This window comes from uncultured Nitrosomonas sp., assembly GCF_902826915.1.
Lineage (GTDB): Bacteria > Pseudomonadota > Gammaproteobacteria > Burkholderiales > Nitrosomonadaceae > Nitrosomonas.
The window spans coordinates 1-15445 of sequence record NZ_CADEGP010000027.1 but is presented as its reverse complement, the minus strand read 5'-3'; the positions used below and the strand labels follow the sequence as shown (position 1 = coordinate 15445).

Below are 15445 nucleotides of genomic sequence, written 5' to 3'. Positions count from 1 at the left end.
TAGTTGCGTTGACAATTTTTGTATCATTTTTGCGATTGTATTTGAAAGAATTGCTGAAACTGAATTATTTGTAGGTTGTGCTGTGCAAGGCTAAGGTGGTTTATTTTGGGTTTCATGAATCATAATTGCGATTTGACTATCTCGCTGAATTATTATTCTGTTTTTTGATGGATTACCTGTTAAAAGAAATAGTACAATGCCCAGTAATTCAAGTAACCATTTTTGCTAAATATTGAGATGATTCTGGTGCATGAGTCAAGACAAAAGGAAAAACGAGCAATTGAATCAACTCCACCAGGATTTCCTAAACTAACAGCAGAATGATGAGACGAATTATTCGAAGCATACTTTTTCTGATTTTGCTTAGTTTGCCGCTGACGTGTTGGAGTAATGAATTATCCGTCGTCAAATTAGAAAGCGAACAAAAAACGATCATAAAACCGCAGAAAAAACCGGTATTGATTGAAGCTGACAAAATTACTGGCTATTACAAGCAGGAAATTGAAGCGACTGGAAATGCAGAATTGCATCACGGTGATAATGTTCTCACTGCAGACCGAATGAAATATTATCAGCAAACGGAAGATGCTGAAGTTGAAGGTAATGTGCGCCTGGAACGGCCTACTGATATCCTGCAAGGCCAACAACTTGAAATTAATCTGCAGACCGAAGTGGGTCATTTAACCGAACCCCGTTATTCAATGAAAGAAGGTAAGGGGCGTGGTGCAGGTGATATTTTGTTGTTCGAAGGTAAAGATAATTACCGGATTAAAGATACCAATTATACTGCTTGCCCGGAAGGGAACCATGATTGGTATCTGCGCGCCAAAGAACTAAAGATTGATAACAAGAAAGAGGTCGGTACTGCACGGCATGTTAGTGTGGTATTTAAAGATGTGCCAATTTTGTATTCACCCTGGTTAGATTTTTCCTATAGCGGTAAACGTAAAACCGGCTTACTGGCGCCTGTTGCGGGCTATAACGTCAGAACCGGCTTTGATGTAGGTTTGCCAGTTTATCTGAATATTGCGCCGAATATTGATGCCACAGTAACACCACGAATTATGACCGAGCGTGGTTTTCTGCTAAGTAATGAATTTCGGTATATCGGCAATAACAATTTGAATGGGCATGTGTTGTTTGATATTTTGCCGCAGGACATTGACAGAAATCGAACCCGCTGGGGTGTTTTATTTACACACACGCAGAATCTTGGAAAAGGCTGGCAGGGTTTTATGAATTACAACGCGGTTTCGGATGATCGTTATTTTCGTGAGCTGACACCCAATTTGGCGCAGACCAGTTTGGTTAACTTGTCACAACAGGGCGGGGTTAACTATAACGGTAGATTGGGAACAGATGGTGTTCTGAATTTTACTGGATTTGCGCAACGGTTTCAGACCATTCAAGATCCCTTTGCGTTAATTGTGTCGCCTTATGAGAGGCTACCGCATTTTGCTGTGAATGCGGCTAAGTATAATGTTGGCAAACTGGATTTTGAGCTGCAAAGTAGCTGGACGAATTTTTATCACCCAACCCTTGTCGACGGAAATCGTTCCATTTTTTATCCTAGCGTCAGCGCGCCACTACGTAATGAATATGGCTATATCACGCCCAAGTTTGGCCTGCATTACACGCATTACAATCTAGCTGCGCCAGTGGATACCAAAGGTGAAAACGTGGATCGCATGGTTCCTATTGTGAGTTTGGATAGTGGGATTGCATTTGATCGTCAATTCAATTTGGGCGACAGGAATATGATTCAAACGCTTGAGCCGCGTTTATTCTATGTTTATGCACCATACCGCAATCAAGATTATTTGCCGAATTTTGATTCGGCAATCAATGACTTCAGTTTTGCGCAGATATTGACTGAAAATAGATTCAGCGGTGGCGATCGTATTAACGACGCTAACCGGGCTGTAGCAGCACTTACATCACGTTTTGTTGATAAAGAGACAGGCGTCGAATTTTTGCGGCTGGCTGTCGGTCAGATGGTGAACTTCACTGATCCCAGAATTCAGTTATTGCCGCCGCAGGTGACTAGTGGAAAATCAGATTTTATTGCTGCAATATCAGGACGCTTAACACAGGATATCAGTACGGATTCCAATATTCAGATAGATCAATCCGGAGGAATCGTTGAAAAGGTCCGCAGCGGTGTTAGCTATCAACCGGAGCCTGGGAAGGTATTGAATTTTGGTTATCGTTTTACACGTGATGTACGTGAACAAGTCGATACGTCGATTGAACAGGTTGATACGTCGGTACAGTGGCCGATTTATGGAGGTTGGCGTGGTGTTTCACGGGTCAATTACTCGTTAAACGACGATAAAATTTTGGCGGGCTTGGCGGGACTTGAATACAGTTCTTGCTGCTGGGCTTTAAGGGTTGTGTTGCAACGACTGACGACGGCAACACAAACAACAACTACAGCATTCTTTCTGCAGCTGGAGCTTAAAGGATTGATGGGACTTGGTAACAATCCGCTGCAAGTGTTACAACAGACAATTCCTGGATACACCAGCGTTCACTAATTATTGTTTTGCATATCGCATTCATCACGTATCATCATTCTATGCTTCAAAGAAAAGATTTTTGGATACTTCTGATACTGTTTGTTTTTTTACCAGCCCAAATTACCGCACAAGAATTGGCGTTTGCTCCGGTAGCTAAACCGATTAATCATATCGTTGCTGTTGTAAATGAAGACGCCATTACTCGACATGAGCTTGATGAAGCAATAAAAACAGCTATCGGCCGGATGCAGCAACAAGGGATGCAAATACCGGATCAACATACTTTAGAAGAGCAGGTGCTGGAGTCCATTATTACAAAACGCATACAGATTCAACATGCCCAGGAAGTCGGTTTATCGGTCGCTGAAACTGAATTAGATGAAACTATTAACCGCATCGCCGCAGATAACCAACTAACTTTACCTGAATTTCATGCTGTGCTGGAGAATGATGGTATCAGCTATAACAAGTTTCGCGAAGAAATCCGGGAAGAAATGATTATAGCGCGACTTAAAGAGCGTGAAGTTAACCATCAGGTCAATGTTACTGAAGGAGAGGTGGATAATTTTCTGCAGACGCAGAAAGCATCAGCGGAGGGCGATGATGAATATCGACTCGGGCATATTTTAATCCTGGTGCCGGAAAATATGAACTCAGATCAGATCCAGCAAAGAGCAGAACGTGCTGAGATGGCGTTGACAAAACTGAGAGAAGGTATTGAATTTTCTCAGGTAGTTGCGGAATTTTCTGATGCAGCGGATGCAAAGAATGGTGGCATCATAGAATGGCGTCCCATTTCTCAAATGGGGCCGGATTTTGCTCAAATGCTAGAAACGCTGCAACCAGGTGATATGACATCCATCGTGCAAAGCCCGAACGGTTTTCATATCTTCAAATTACTGGGCAGGCGTACTCAAGAAACGCCGACAGTCATTATAGACCAAACGCATGCACGCCATATATTAATAAAAATTAATGAATTGATTTCTGAAAGTGATGGGAAGCTGAAGATTCTCGCGCTTAAAGAACGATTAGATAGAGGGGAGAGTTTTGAAGAAGTGGCCAAGCTCTATTCCGAGGATGCTAGCGCATCGTCCGGTGGCGATCTTGGTTGGCTCTCGCCTGGTGATACCGTGCCGGATTTCGAGCGTGTGATGAACGCGCTTTTGCCGGGTGAAATCAGCGATCCGGTAAGATCTCAATTTGGCTGGCATATAATTCAAGTTATGGAGCGTCGTACGCAGGATATCAGTCTTGACCGGCACAGACAATCGGCACGCCAAGCGATACGAACTCGCAAGTCTGACGTGGTTATTCAGGATTGGTTACAGCAATTGCGTGATCAAGCCTATGTAGAATATCGTCTGGATCAGGAATTATGAATCACAAATTGATTCCAACATTAGCGCTGACTGCAGGAGAGCCAGCAGGAATCGGTCCTGATTTATGTGTACAACTTGCACAACAGCCATTGTCATGCAAGCTGATGGTAATTGCAGATGGCGATGTATTACTGGAGCGTGCAAAACAACTTGGACTTCCCTTAAATCTGATTGATGTTTCTACGATTTCTCCGGTTCAACACGCTGCGGGAAGTTTGCAGATTTTGCATATTCCAGTTGCGGAACCGGTAATAGCAGGGAAGCTCAACCCGGCGAACGCACAGTATGTCTTGACTACGTTGGGTCGGGCTGTTGAGGCCTGTGAATCAGGACAAATTAACGGCATGGTGACTGCGCCGGTGCATAAAGGAGTAATTAATGATGCCGGTTTTCCTTTTACCGGCCATACGGAATACTTGTCGGAATTGATGCATAGCCCGGTTGTTATGATGTTGGTGGGCGGGGATATGCGGGTCACGCTGGCGACAACTCATTTGCCGCTCAAAGACGTGGCAAAGGCGATTACAATAGATAGCATTGAAAGTAAATTGCGCATTATTCAGCATGATTTAATTTCCCGCTTCATGCTCGAGAAGCCGCGCATCGCAGTCGCGGGACTCAATCCGCATGCGGGTGAATCTGGTCATCTGGGACGCGAAGAAATTGATATCATTATTCCCGTTGTGAATAAACTACGGGCTGAAGGCATGCAATTAACCGGCCCTATTCCTGCGGATACGTTATTCAGCCCCGCACAACTTAGGCAATATGATTGTATTTTCACCATGTACCACGATCAGGGCTTGCCTGTTCTAAAGCATGCCAGTTTTGGCGGCGGTGTAAACATTACATTAGGATTGCCGATTATTCGAACCTCCGTTGATCATGGTACTGCTCTGGAACTGGCTGCAACCGGAAAGGCAAATGCGGGAAGTCTATTGACAGCCATTAACATGGCAGCACAACTTGCTAATAACCAAGTAGCTTTTCGTGATCATGCGACATAATCCTCGGAAGCGTTTTGGTCAGAATTTTCTCTTTGATCAGTACATTATATCGCAAATTATCACTGAATTTTATCCGCAAAAAGATGATCGTATCATTGAAATAGGACCAGGTTTGGGGGCGTTGACACGGCCTCTATTGCAAGTGATTGATCATTTGGATGTGGTAGAAATCGACCGTGACATTGTGGACAGGTTGAACAATGAATTCTCGCATGAAAAACTGACTGTTCATGCAGCTGATGCATTGAAGTTTGATTTTTCTATTTTTGGCAGCCAATTACGCATTATCGGCAATCTGCCTTATAACATTTCTACGCCGTTATTGTTTTACCTGAGTCAATTTTCTGACCATATTTTGGATATGCACTTCATGTTGCAGAAGGAAGTGGTGGAACGCATGGTGGGCGTGCCAGGGACATCCGATTATGGACGACTTTCCGTGATGTTGCAGTACCGATTCGACATGGAATATGTATTCGACGTGCCAGCGGAATCTTTCCGTCCGCAGCCGAAGGTTGAATCGGCTATTGTGCGTATGACTCCTCGGCCAGCGTCTTCGTTGGTGGTTGTTGATGAAACATTATTCTCACAAGTTGTGTTAGCTGCATTTTCGAAACGCCGTAAAACCCTGCGTAATGCACTGCAGCAATATCTAATTGCGGAGGATTTTTGCACGCTGGATATTGATTCTGGGTTACGCGCTGAAAATTTACCTGTAGAGAAGTTTGTTGCGATCGCCAATTTTTTAACCTGATTTATTTCAGTCGCTAGAATTATTTTGTTATTCTAGCGACAACAGACTTTTACAAAGTGAATTGGGCAAGTATCTGTTTGTGGCATGACGACACTAATTTCTGGAGGGAATGCATGATTCGCTATGGGTATATATTGCTTGTGCTATTTATACTGTTCTCGTTTTTTGCCTGCGCCAGCAAATCCAAAGAACTGAAGGCGGTCAATGCAACGGATAAAATACAGAATCCGACATCTTTTGAGCAATTGACCTTCAAATCAGAAGGGAAAACGGTTTTTGAGGATGAAGGGAAATTTATTTTGATTGAAGGAAGCAAATGCGCTCAGCGCAGCAATGGTGAAGAGACAGCCACCGTGCTTCAATGGCTCGAGCTACCTAGTTATGTGGATAGCGGCACGGTGATATTGAATGGTTGGGATCTGCGATTTTTGCATGGCGACCGCGAAATTAATTCGATGCGTGCAGACATCACACACAGTAAGGTGGTAAAGAATGAAGGTTCTACTTTTTTAGTATTTGAGGCGCAAGGTAAGCTGGATGATCAAAATCGCAAAGATGCTTATGAATTTTGTGTGTTTTATACCGGTTTTGGCTACCGCTCAGTTCATTTCGATGCCGCGATTGAAGATGATTACAACGGGGTTGAAGTTTCAACACTGCAGAATAAGAATCAAGGTGCACTTGCTACGCTGGAGAATGTTGGGAGTAGAGGCACGCTAAAAGGGAATGCCGCGATCGCGATCATCCCTCGGGGATTTGATTTTCAGTTCGATGATACGTTTGAATGTGAATGGCGTTTCCCACCTTGCAAGTGGGGAGATCGTGCGGATTATCGCTTGCTGCAAGTAGCCTACAATCTCTCTCAATCCAGCGCATCGCCTAGTTTAGATGGCAGCCTACATTGGGCCACACAAACTGTATTTAAGGACAATAGCACGCGCACATACCAAGTGAAAACACGGGCTGCAATGATTCGTGGCAGTAGTGTCAAATTGCATGCAGATTTTCTGGCATTGAATCCTCGCGCAGGAAAAACCACGGATACTTGTCGCAAAAATGTCGACGGTGTTGTTCGCACCCACACATTTCGAATCAACGATTTACCTTTTGACTATGCTGTGCCCTTGCTGACTGGCTGGGATCTCTCGTATGAGTGTGAACATCAGCGAGTGCAGCGTGCCGGAATCTGGTTACACAATATCCGTTTTGACCCAGATTCAAACAGCCTGGAATATAAAGTATCATCCATTTTCCGGGATAAAGATGGCGCTCCCAGTTTCAATGCCGCACAGCGCATTACAGTATTGGGGCTAAATCGAATTCGCTCACCAATTCAGAACCGTGCACCTGTAAATATTAGGATCAGAGAGTACTGATGGGAAGCTGATTGATGAAATTGTCGAGTTTATCTTATAGACAATTTCTCGTTATACTAGTAATTTTCAGTTTTCTGGTTGAGCAACACAGCAGGATTAGTTAATTCTATTTTTGCTTTGCTTTTCAGATTTCAGCGTGAGCTTAATGGCATTGTTTAGTTGGCGATTTGTGAATATTTTATGGAAACTTGGCTCGTTTGCTTTTACTAGCAGATTGAAAAGTTGATGATTGGTTAGATCACGCTTTAATTGTAATAGTAAGGCAGTAAGGCCTGAAACATGCGCTGTGGCCAAAGAATTACCAGAAACAAAGTCATAGGTTCCTCTAGGTAAGGTCGTTAATATTTCCTCACCCGGTGCGTATACGGTAAGAAGATGATTTTCGTATAACGATTGCATGATATTGTGGGTGTTAATACTGCTAACACCGATAACGCCCGGCTGCTGAGCCGGGAAACCAGATTCATCATCATCTTTATCAGCTTTCGATGCAACGATGATGATGCCACGTTGAACGGCTTTCTCGATCAGTCTAGCCAAGAGAGGATCATAAGGACCAGTTAGGCTCAAATTAAGAATATCCGCCCGCATCTCGATAGCTGTATTGATTGCTAGTGCTAATGTAAAGCTATTGCAGATTGCTTCTAAGCTGCCTGCCTTAACTTCCCAGCAAGCTTTTAGGGCGATAACATTGCTATCCGGTGCAATGCCGACTATGCCTTCTCCATTATTCGCTTTAGCTGCTATAACGCCAGCAACCGCTGTACCATGAAGTTCGCTGGATGGTTGTTGTTCGATAGATCTCTGTGTAACAAGATTCTTACTGTGCTGAATTTGGCCCTCTAAGTCAGGATGCCTTGTGTCGACACCGGTATCAATGATTGCGATAGTTACATTCTTGCCTGTAGTCCGTTTGTGTATTTCATTTATATTCATTGACTGGATGTTGGTTTGCAAACGGTAATAAGGATCAGTGTATGCACTTGCCATAACTTGGAATGTGCTCATTGTTTGAACGCTACTGACGCGATTATCATTTGTTAATGCATTAATGACGTCCTCGATAGAGCGATCCTCATCAACCACGTAGACAACACAGTGCTCACCAATTTCACTGATTGACCACTGGGTAAGAATTTTTAGCTTATAGTCATCCCCAATATTGGATGCTATTCTTTTGCTCCAAGTCGAATTACTATAGTCACCCCTTTGGCGATATGTTAGATTGGACATCCCAATGGGAATACTATTGATATGCATATCGGTGTAGGTCACTAATATGGTGCGATTTGTTTGTTTACTATCATAAACCTCGGGATCGATATATAAATCCCGCGCGGCTTTTGCCGGGAAAGCAATAGTCACTAACAACAAAACAAAAAACAGATAAATTTTTATATGATTACTTGACATCGAAGTATGACCCTATTCAGAAACGGATAGCCCTTGAGCTAGCTCCGCAAAAATAACAGATGCGTGGTCTCGCAAGCGGAAAATTGCATCATTTACTTGTTGAGTATCTGTTTGATGATTGCCAATTTGAACTTCATAAACGCCATTCGGAGATGGCCCTTTAATAATATGTCCTGAAACGCTATTCACTATAACTTCAATCTGCTCTGAATCAGGTTGATCTGCAAAAACAATTCGAACGATGTTGTTTGTGTTATCTGTACTTTCACTTGAGTTGGCTAGCGTTCTGTATGCACCTTCCATTTCAGGCTGGATAACCCACGAATTTAACATAAACGGTGCTGCTAACAAAAATAAGCTAGCTGCTAAGGCAGTGTATTTTACAAAGCCAAGAAACTGAAGCTGAAATGGAAAAAAAATAAGATCTTTACTCGAATCTGTACATTTATTCGAAGCGCTAACCTCAGGGTGTGTTTCAATTCGTTTTTTTAACTGAGCAAAAGAAGCATGCGATACCTGTTGTAACAGATCGGTTTGTTGCATCTTTTTAAACAATCGTTCGTGCAGATTTAATTCAATCCTGCACGTGATACAGGTTCTAATATGATTTTTTACAATAGCATGCTCAACGGGACCCAATGATCGATTTATATACCAAGGTAAAAGATCCCATGCCTTTTGATGTTCACTTTGATTGGTTAATTTGATCTGTGTAGATAACATCCGTTAACTCCTGCTATTAAGCTCTAGAAAAAATTTAGCTAAAATTTTGCGTGCATGAAACATTCTGGTTTTTACTGTATTTTCTGGACATTGCATAATTTCTGAAATTTCACTGTAGTGTAATCCTTGAAAATATGTCATTTCCACAACGGCACGTTGCTCCGCCGATAGCTTTTCAAGCGCAGCTTCGAGCCAATTACTATCCTCTACTTGCGAAACCCAACGGGCCCCTCGATCAGGAAAGTAATCCAGCTCATCATTAAATTCGACTGATTCATCCTCTCTTTTAGTACTTTTTTTGGCACTTTTTAATGATTTTAAGTAAGCGATGCCTAAAATCCATGTCGATGGTCGGCACGTTTGATCATACGTAGCGGCTTTTTCCCAAACTACATACATCACGTCATTAATGATTTCTTCGATACAATCATGATGTCTATTAATGCGAAAGATAAATTGATATAGCCGATTAAAATAGAGTTGATATAGTTGTTCGAAAGCCTTTCCATTGCCAGCTGCGGCTTCTGAGATCAAATGCCGCTCCTTAGCCTGTTGTTCCTGCGAGCTAAAGGGTTTTTGCATCATTTTTAAGTCAGGTACTTCCACATATTACTGCCTGTTAAATTTACTCGTATATTACCTAGATTGAATTAAAGGTTCATTAGAGTAAGCGGTTTTGAAAAATTAATATCCCACTGTGAAAGAGAATAGTACACGATCATCAACGGCATGTGGATGAAAATCCCAGTGTGGCGATGACGACACATGATTTCTTGTCGCAGTATGTGTGGCTCCATAATAACGAACATCGACGCCTATATTGCGAGCGAAATGCCAAGTTAATCCGGCAGTCCAATAAAGATAATTATACTCTAGTATTTTTTTCTGATTATTATAGCCTAGGGTGCTGGATATTTGGATTGAATTAGTAATTGGATAACGTCCGATAATCTCATACCCGAAACCCATATGATTTTGTTGATAACTATCTTCAGAAAAAAATAAGTTGGATGTCAGTATGTCACGAAAATGGCCTGAAATATAAAATTCGTTATAGTCAACCTTTTGATTAAATATTTTTCCATTATAAATATAACGTGTCCATTCAGCATTAAACCGCCAGTCATTAGATAACTTATAAGCCCAGCCTAGATAAGGGCGGAATTCCAAATTAGAGCGGTTCTCGAATCCAAAATCAGCAAAATTGACCGTTGAAATATTAGTGCCCAGATATATGCCAGATCGGGACTCAAAATCAATATTGGCTTGTGCGGCGGGTTTACTATCACTCTTTGAGTAACCTCGCCAAAAATAATCTGTTGTTCCAGTAATACTTCCACTTAGTTGAGCATAGCAGTTTGGCAGATTAGTGAGACATAACGTTAATCCCAAAAAAATACTGTTTAAATGTATAGAACGCATTGTTATTTTATTTGATTAGAGTCGCTAACACTTGAAACTGATTCGGAGGCCATGATTGATTCTCTTTGCAAATAAATAATCGGGATATGTCGGTGTGCTTTGCTCAAAAGCTGGCTGCGCAAAATTTCAATTAAGCGATTCAATTCTTGCTGATTTTATTTTGTTATTTAATTCTGCAGCAGAGTATATGGTTTTCAATACGGAGTATGTGGAAAAAAGCATTGCAAAATTAACTTATTTCTTTCTTCAATAATATAAGCGAAGGTAATGAGAAATTTTCATTGCGATTTGAACTTTTTGGATTCTGACAGAATAAACATTGTCGATGAGAGGGACTTGGATTGTTAAAAGGAGATTGTTATATTCTCTTGGTTATATCTTCTTAATCCATATTAAGTGCATATTTTTATTGGGAGATTGTAAGATTGAATACACTTTGCATAATAACAGCCTCAGTAACATTATTTTTTTTGACGCCGATTGCATTTGAACGAGGAATGGGAGGGACAGGCTGAATATACGAATATAAATAACAAAGCTACTTGAGTGCGGTCTGTAAAATTAATGCTATACGCGACTATTATGACTAACCGCTAATTTGTTTCAGAGTATTAATGAGCTTTGATTGTTTTGAATTAATCAGTTTTTTATTTATCGCTGCGGCGGAAATGGAGATATTTTTCTAACGGTATGCTTATAGATCCGTCGATTGAATGCAGGTTCACGCATTAGGTACAGTTTGATGTTGATGCTTTCAAGGAAACGCTAAATTGTGATGTGAATGTTGTGGCAATTGCTCAAAGTCCGTAAGGATTTAAAAAAATTAATTTGATATGATTTTTTTGTATTTGAGTGTATATCATGGTTGACCCTGAAGCTTCAAAACGTTAACATGCGCATCTCACCAATTCCCTGATAGCTCAGTTGGTAGAGCGACGGACTGTTAATCCGCAGGTCCCAGGTTCGAGCCCTGGTCGGGGAGCCAATTAGATATAAATTCGGGTCTTTAAATCTAATATGCCCGTTTTTGATTCTTATCCGCATGAGTAAACGCTAAATTTTTGCTCGAATATCTTGTTTGGTCGCCATTCTGCGAGCTTTACTCGCTGCAGTTTTAAATTATTTCTTGTGGAAACATTTGAGTCTTTGTCATTTCGGGCCTAATACCTTTGTGTCGCCGCTATTGCACTAAGAGTAAGCTCAAATTCTTATTTATTGAACTTACAATTTCCCGTGGCCTTGCCGCAGGGATAAGCGCAAGGCACGCGGAGAAAATTTATCTTTAGAAGGAAATAATTAATATGCAAACTTTATTGGAAAGGAATTTTAGAAAATCGATCACTAACAAGCAGAATGATCAGGCATATATTCTGCTGGCCGCACTATTGCTTTGCATAGGTGTGATTTTGATCCCACTGGGGGCCGTAGCAGCACCATCAGATTCCACCGCAATCAAATGGCATCCTGGCCACTATTATATAATAAAAGGTTCGAGAAAAAACAATACTACATACTTATCGCAAGTATATAGTGAACTTGATGCAACACCTGCATTGAATGGAATGATGATCCGGTATTTTTGGGCAGATCTGGAAGATTCAAAAGGTGTGTATGATTTTTCATCCATTGATGAGCGCCTTGCCGAACTAGCTGCGAGAGGGAAACGTCTTGTTATTCAGGTGCAAACGAAATCATTTAATGGCAGGCAAGTTGTACCAAATTACTTGAAGACAGCTGAATATGAGGGGGGTGAATTTACTATTAGTGATTTTGGTAGCACAGTAGTAGGTGGTCGTAATATTAAATTATGGAATTTCCAAGTACGCGATCGCCTGATTGCTTTATTTAAGGCAATGGGTGAACGCTACAACTTACATCCATACTTTGAGGGTATCAGCATGATAGAAAGCGCCATGGGGAATCCTATAGAACCGCTGACAAGTTACCAAGTGTCCGAATTTTATAATAATAAAATTATTGTACATCAGAAAATGCGTTTGTTTTTTCCTAATACGATGACGATTCAGGAAGTGAATTATCCGCGTTCAATTCTCGCATCGTTCGTGAGTAGTCTCAAAGATGCTGGGGCGGCACTGAGTAGTCCAGATACTTTTATTGAGGAAGAAGGTTTGCTCTATCCAGCAACGAAATATGATCCCAATAAGGGAATCTATAATTATTATTCAGATTTTTCTGGCGTGATACCTATGGTTCCCACGATTATGCCAAAAAATTATGAAAATACGAAAGGTGACGGAACGGGTTATGTACCAACTATTTCTCAGATCTTGGCTTTTGCGCGAAATACCTTAAATGCCAACTATGTCTTCTGGACACGGGAAGAGCATTACGAGCAAGTATTGGAAGTATTAAACATGAATGCACAAAAGAATGCTTCTGCGGGAGGACTAAATCCCACCTGCCCATCTGCTTATCCATCTTGTGCTGATTAGAAGTAGGTTTTCTTGACATCTCGTAGTAATCAGAAGATTTCTGAAAGATCGTATATACAGGGGAATAATTTCTAAATGAAACTTGTTACATGTTTTTTAGGAGTTTTTTTTCCTTGTTCAGCATCAGACAAACTATGTTACTGCCCAGCAGGATTGTTTTGAACATCAGTAGCGCATCATGCGATTCCTGTTTTATAAGCATTTGCGGCGTACTCGAGGATTTTTCGATCCAACTTGATGGGGCATGGTTCTTTTATTAACAGATGACTAAATCAGATTTTTATAAGCCTTGGATGTTAATCATGAAGCTTCTAATCTAAGGAGAATCGGTAGCCTAGCTTAATGTTGTAATGTAAAAGAGTGATGTCTGCAACAGCTGAAAGATGAATAAAGAAAGTGATTTGGCAGGCAGATAAAAGGCTTTTGTGTTGCCGTTGTTGCTTTAAGTACAGGCTTGAAATGCTTATTTATCGGTGCATGAACTGCACCTTCAATTTGTTTTTACCCGGTATAGATTTTTTTTCAATAACCCATTGAGAGTCTGTCTGGCTCCTAGAGAATGGGTAAATTCAAATCACAGAACTGTTAGATCGCTCTACTTGTTTTACTTTCAAATAAGAATGTAAGAATCTCGATCAGAAAAATTCGAAGCGTATTCTCTCAGTTTCTGTCTTTTAACTTTAGAGAGGAATTTATTCTATGAGAATCAATACTCATATCAGTCTTTTAACACCGACTACAAACAAGCTAAATAACAAAATACATAAACTATTGGTCGCAATATTATTTTGCATTAGTATGATTTTTGCCCCGCTAGGAACCGTGGCTGCGATGATAGATTCCACTGCTGTCAAATGGCATCCAGGTCATTATTATATAATAAAAGGTTCGCAAAAGAATAACGCCACCTACTTATCACAGGTATATAGTGAACTCAAAGCGACGCCCGCATTGAAAGGAATGATGATAAGGTATTTCTGGAATGATCTGGAAAAAGCAAAAGGTGTGTATGATTTTTCATCCATTGACAAACGGTTAGCTGAATTGTCCGCCAAAGGAAAGCGACTTGTTATTCAAGTGCAAACAAAATCATTTAATGGCAGACAAGTTGTGCCAAGTTACATGAAGACAGCTGAATATGAAGGGGGTGAATTTGATATTAGTGATTATGGAAATAAAATAGTCACGGGGCGTAATATTAAATTATGGAATTTACAGGTGCAGAATCGTCTGATTGCCTTATTCAAGGCAATGGGAAAGCGTTATAACTCGCACCCTCACTTCGAAGGTATCGGCATGATAGAAACCGCTATGGGGGAGCCTATCAAACCATTAACCAATACGCAGGTAACTAAATTTTATGACAATAAGATCAATGTGCAAAAACAAATGCGCTTGTATTTTCCTAATACAATGACGATTCAGGAAGCAAATTATCCGCGTCCCATTCTTGCATCATTCGTGGGCAGACTCAAAAATATTGGAACGGCTTTGAGTAGTCCGGATACTTTTCTCGAGGAAAGAGGGTTGCTCTTTGAAGCAACAAAATATGACCCCTACCAGGGAATTTATAATTACTATTCAGATTTTACTGGCGCCATTCCTATGGTTCCCACGGTTATGCCAAAGAATTATAAAAATACGAAGGGTGATGGAACAGGTTATGTCCCAACTGTTTCTCAGATTCTTGTTTTCGCGCGAGATACCTTAAAGGCTAATTATATCTTCTGGACTCGAGAAAAACATTATAAGCAAGTATTGGAAGTTTTAAACTGGAAGGAACAAAGAAATGCTCGTGCGGGCGGATTAAATACTGCTTGTCCCAGAGCTTATTCTTCTTGTGTTAACTAAGGCTTGTTATATTTCGTAATAATCAAAAAAATTTCGTACAGCCGTGAAAATTTTGTTGTAGCAGTGGGGAATTAATTTTCAGATGACACTCATCACGCATTTTTAGGGAATTTCCCCCTGGTGCTACATCCGATAAACTATGTCATTGTCCAAGAAAGATAGTTTTGAACACCAGCAGCGTATCAAATGATTCCTGTCCTTATCATTCTGGTGAGCCATAGTCTTTATAAAATAATGCATTGAACGCACCTATTTACAGGCTTTCAGCCGAGATGGTGACGAAATAGACTTTGTCGATATAAGTCTTGGCGAATATTTGGGGTAGTTTTATCCACATATTTTTGTCTGTTTTCTTACTCAGCTTGCGATTCTCCGTGGTTTTGCGTAAGCGTCCAACGTCACCATCTAACAATTTTTAATGCGCTCAATTATCCTCAAACATTTTTTGAGGGGACACCGATACATCAGCATAAACATATAGCAGCCTGGCAGGAGCTATGATTATTTCTGGTGTATGACAAGTGAGGAGAAAGCGGTGTAGCCTG

12 protein-coding genes and 1 tRNA gene are annotated in these 15445 nt (G+C 40.9%); 8 read left to right on the top strand and 5 right to left on the bottom strand.

The genetic code is table 11. From position 1 onward, the window contains the following. Nucleotides 1–323 precede the first annotated feature (323 nt). From QZV86_RS06560 to QZV86_RS06540, 5 genes are all read left to right on the top strand, one after another. Nucleotides 324–2537, top strand: coding sequence for an LPS-assembly protein LptD (locus QZV86_RS06560; protein ID WP_295625206.1), 2214 nt, complete (start codon nucleotides 324–326; stop codon nucleotides 2535–2537). Between the two features lie 41 nt (nucleotides 2538–2578). Next, nucleotides 2579–3901, top strand: a complete 1323-nt coding sequence (locus QZV86_RS06555; protein ID WP_295625204.1) for a peptidylprolyl isomerase — start codon at nucleotides 2579–2581, stop codon at nucleotides 3899–3901. Next, nucleotides 3898–4908 (top strand): 4-hydroxythreonine-4-phosphate dehydrogenase PdxA, encoded by a 1011-nt coding sequence (pdxA, locus tag QZV86_RS06550; protein WP_295625202.1) that lies wholly within the window; start codon nucleotides 3898–3900, stop codon nucleotides 4906–4908. Before QZV86_RS06555 ends, pdxA begins: the two co-directional genes overlap by 4 nt. After that, entirely contained in the window at nucleotides 4898–5662 is a 765-nt protein-coding gene (gene rsmA / locus QZV86_RS06545; protein WP_295625201.1) for a 16S rRNA (adenine(1518)-N(6)/adenine(1519)-N(6))-dimethyltransferase RsmA, read from the top strand. The genes pdxA and rsmA overlap by 11 nt, the downstream gene beginning before the upstream one ends. Before the next feature lie 113 nt (nucleotides 5663–5775). Next, the gene (locus QZV86_RS06540; RefSeq protein ID WP_295625200.1) at nucleotides 5776–7038 is read left to right on the top strand and encodes a hypothetical protein; all 1263 of its coding nucleotides are present in this window, start codon (nucleotides 5776–5778) and stop codon (nucleotides 7036–7038) included. A 96-nt stretch (nucleotides 7039–7134) separates the two neighbouring features. Here the strand turns inward: QZV86_RS06540 and QZV86_RS06535 are convergent, their stop codons facing one another. The 4 genes from QZV86_RS06535 to QZV86_RS06520 form a co-directional block, all read right to left on the bottom strand. Then, entirely contained in the window at nucleotides 7135–8451 is a 1317-nt protein-coding gene (locus QZV86_RS06535; protein ID WP_295625199.1) for a S8 family serine peptidase, read from the bottom strand. A 12-nt stretch (nucleotides 8452–8463) separates the two neighbouring features. Then, nucleotides 8464–9174 (bottom strand): zf-HC2 domain-containing protein, encoded by a 711-nt coding sequence (locus QZV86_RS06530; protein ID WP_295625198.1) that lies wholly within the window; start codon nucleotides 9172–9174, stop codon nucleotides 8464–8466. Nucleotides 9175–9177: 3 nt separating this feature from the next. Continuing rightward, nucleotides 9178–9780, bottom strand: a complete 603-nt coding sequence (locus QZV86_RS06525; protein WP_295625197.1) for an RNA polymerase sigma factor — start codon at nucleotides 9778–9780, stop codon at nucleotides 9178–9180. A 78-nt stretch (nucleotides 9781–9858) separates the two neighbouring features. Next, complete coding sequence (locus tag QZV86_RS06520; protein WP_295625196.1) at nucleotides 9859–10596, bottom strand: TorF family putative porin; 738 nt, start codon at nucleotides 10594–10596, stop codon at nucleotides 9859–9861. Nucleotides 10597–11505: 909 nt separating this feature from the next. Here QZV86_RS06520 and QZV86_RS06515 point away from each other — a divergent pair. The 3 genes from QZV86_RS06515 to QZV86_RS06505 all read left to right on the top strand — a co-directional run bounded on the left by QZV86_RS06515 (nucleotide 11506) and on the right by QZV86_RS06505 (nucleotide 14900). Beyond that, nucleotides 11506–11581 (top strand) — tRNA-Asn (locus QZV86_RS06515). Between the two features lie 316 nt (nucleotides 11582–11897). After that, nucleotides 11898–13049 (top strand): glycoside hydrolase, encoded by a 1152-nt coding sequence (locus tag QZV86_RS06510; protein WP_295625195.1) that lies wholly within the window; start codon nucleotides 11898–11900, stop codon nucleotides 13047–13049. A 699-nt stretch (nucleotides 13050–13748) separates the two neighbouring features. Continuing rightward, a complete protein-coding gene (locus tag QZV86_RS06505) occupies nucleotides 13749–14900 on the top strand; it encodes a glycoside hydrolase (RefSeq protein WP_295625194.1) in 1152 nt (383 codons plus the stop codon). Nucleotides 14901–15153: 253 nt separating this feature from the next. Here the strand turns inward: QZV86_RS06505 and QZV86_RS06500 are convergent, their stop codons facing one another. Continuing rightward, nucleotides 15154–15312 carry a hypothetical protein gene (locus tag QZV86_RS06500; RefSeq protein ID WP_295625193.1) on the bottom strand — a complete coding sequence of 53 codons (159 nt, stop codon included), beginning with the start codon at nucleotides 15310–15312 and terminating at the stop codon, nucleotides 15154–15156. Between the last annotated feature and the right edge of the window lie 133 nt (nucleotides 15313–15445).

Excerpts from the sequence above, each read along its gene's own strand:
- QZV86_RS06535 (WP_295625199.1), bottom strand. The coding sequence starts at position 8,451 with ATGTCAAGTAATCATATAAAAATTTATCTGTTTTTTGTTTTGTTGTTA.
- QZV86_RS06530 (WP_295625198.1), bottom strand. The coding sequence starts at position 9,174 with ATGTTATCTACACAGATCAAATTAACCAATCAAAGTGAACATCAAAAG.
- QZV86_RS06560 (WP_295625206.1), top strand. The coding sequence starts at position 324 with ATGAGACGAATTATTCGAAGCATACTTTTTCTGATTTTGCTTAGTTTG.
- QZV86_RS06505 (WP_295625194.1), top strand. The coding sequence starts at position 13,749 with ATGAGAATCAATACTCATATCAGTCTTTTAACACCGACTACAAACAAG.
- QZV86_RS06510 (WP_295625195.1), top strand. The coding sequence starts at position 11,898 with ATGCAAACTTTATTGGAAAGGAATTTTAGAAAATCGATCACTAACAAG.
- pdxA (WP_295625202.1), top strand. The coding sequence starts at position 3,898 with ATGAATCACAAATTGATTCCAACATTAGCGCTGACTGCAGGAGAGCCA.
- QZV86_RS06520 (WP_295625196.1), bottom strand. The coding sequence starts at position 10,596 with ATGCGTTCTATACATTTAAACAGTATTTTTTTGGGATTAACGTTATGT.
- QZV86_RS06555 (WP_295625204.1), top strand. The coding sequence starts at position 2,579 with ATGCTTCAAAGAAAAGATTTTTGGATACTTCTGATACTGTTTGTTTTT.
- QZV86_RS06540 (WP_295625200.1), top strand. The coding sequence starts at position 5,776 with ATGATTCGCTATGGGTATATATTGCTTGTGCTATTTATACTGTTCTCG.
- rsmA (WP_295625201.1), top strand. The coding sequence starts at position 4,898 with ATGCGACATAATCCTCGGAAGCGTTTTGGTCAGAATTTTCTCTTTGAT.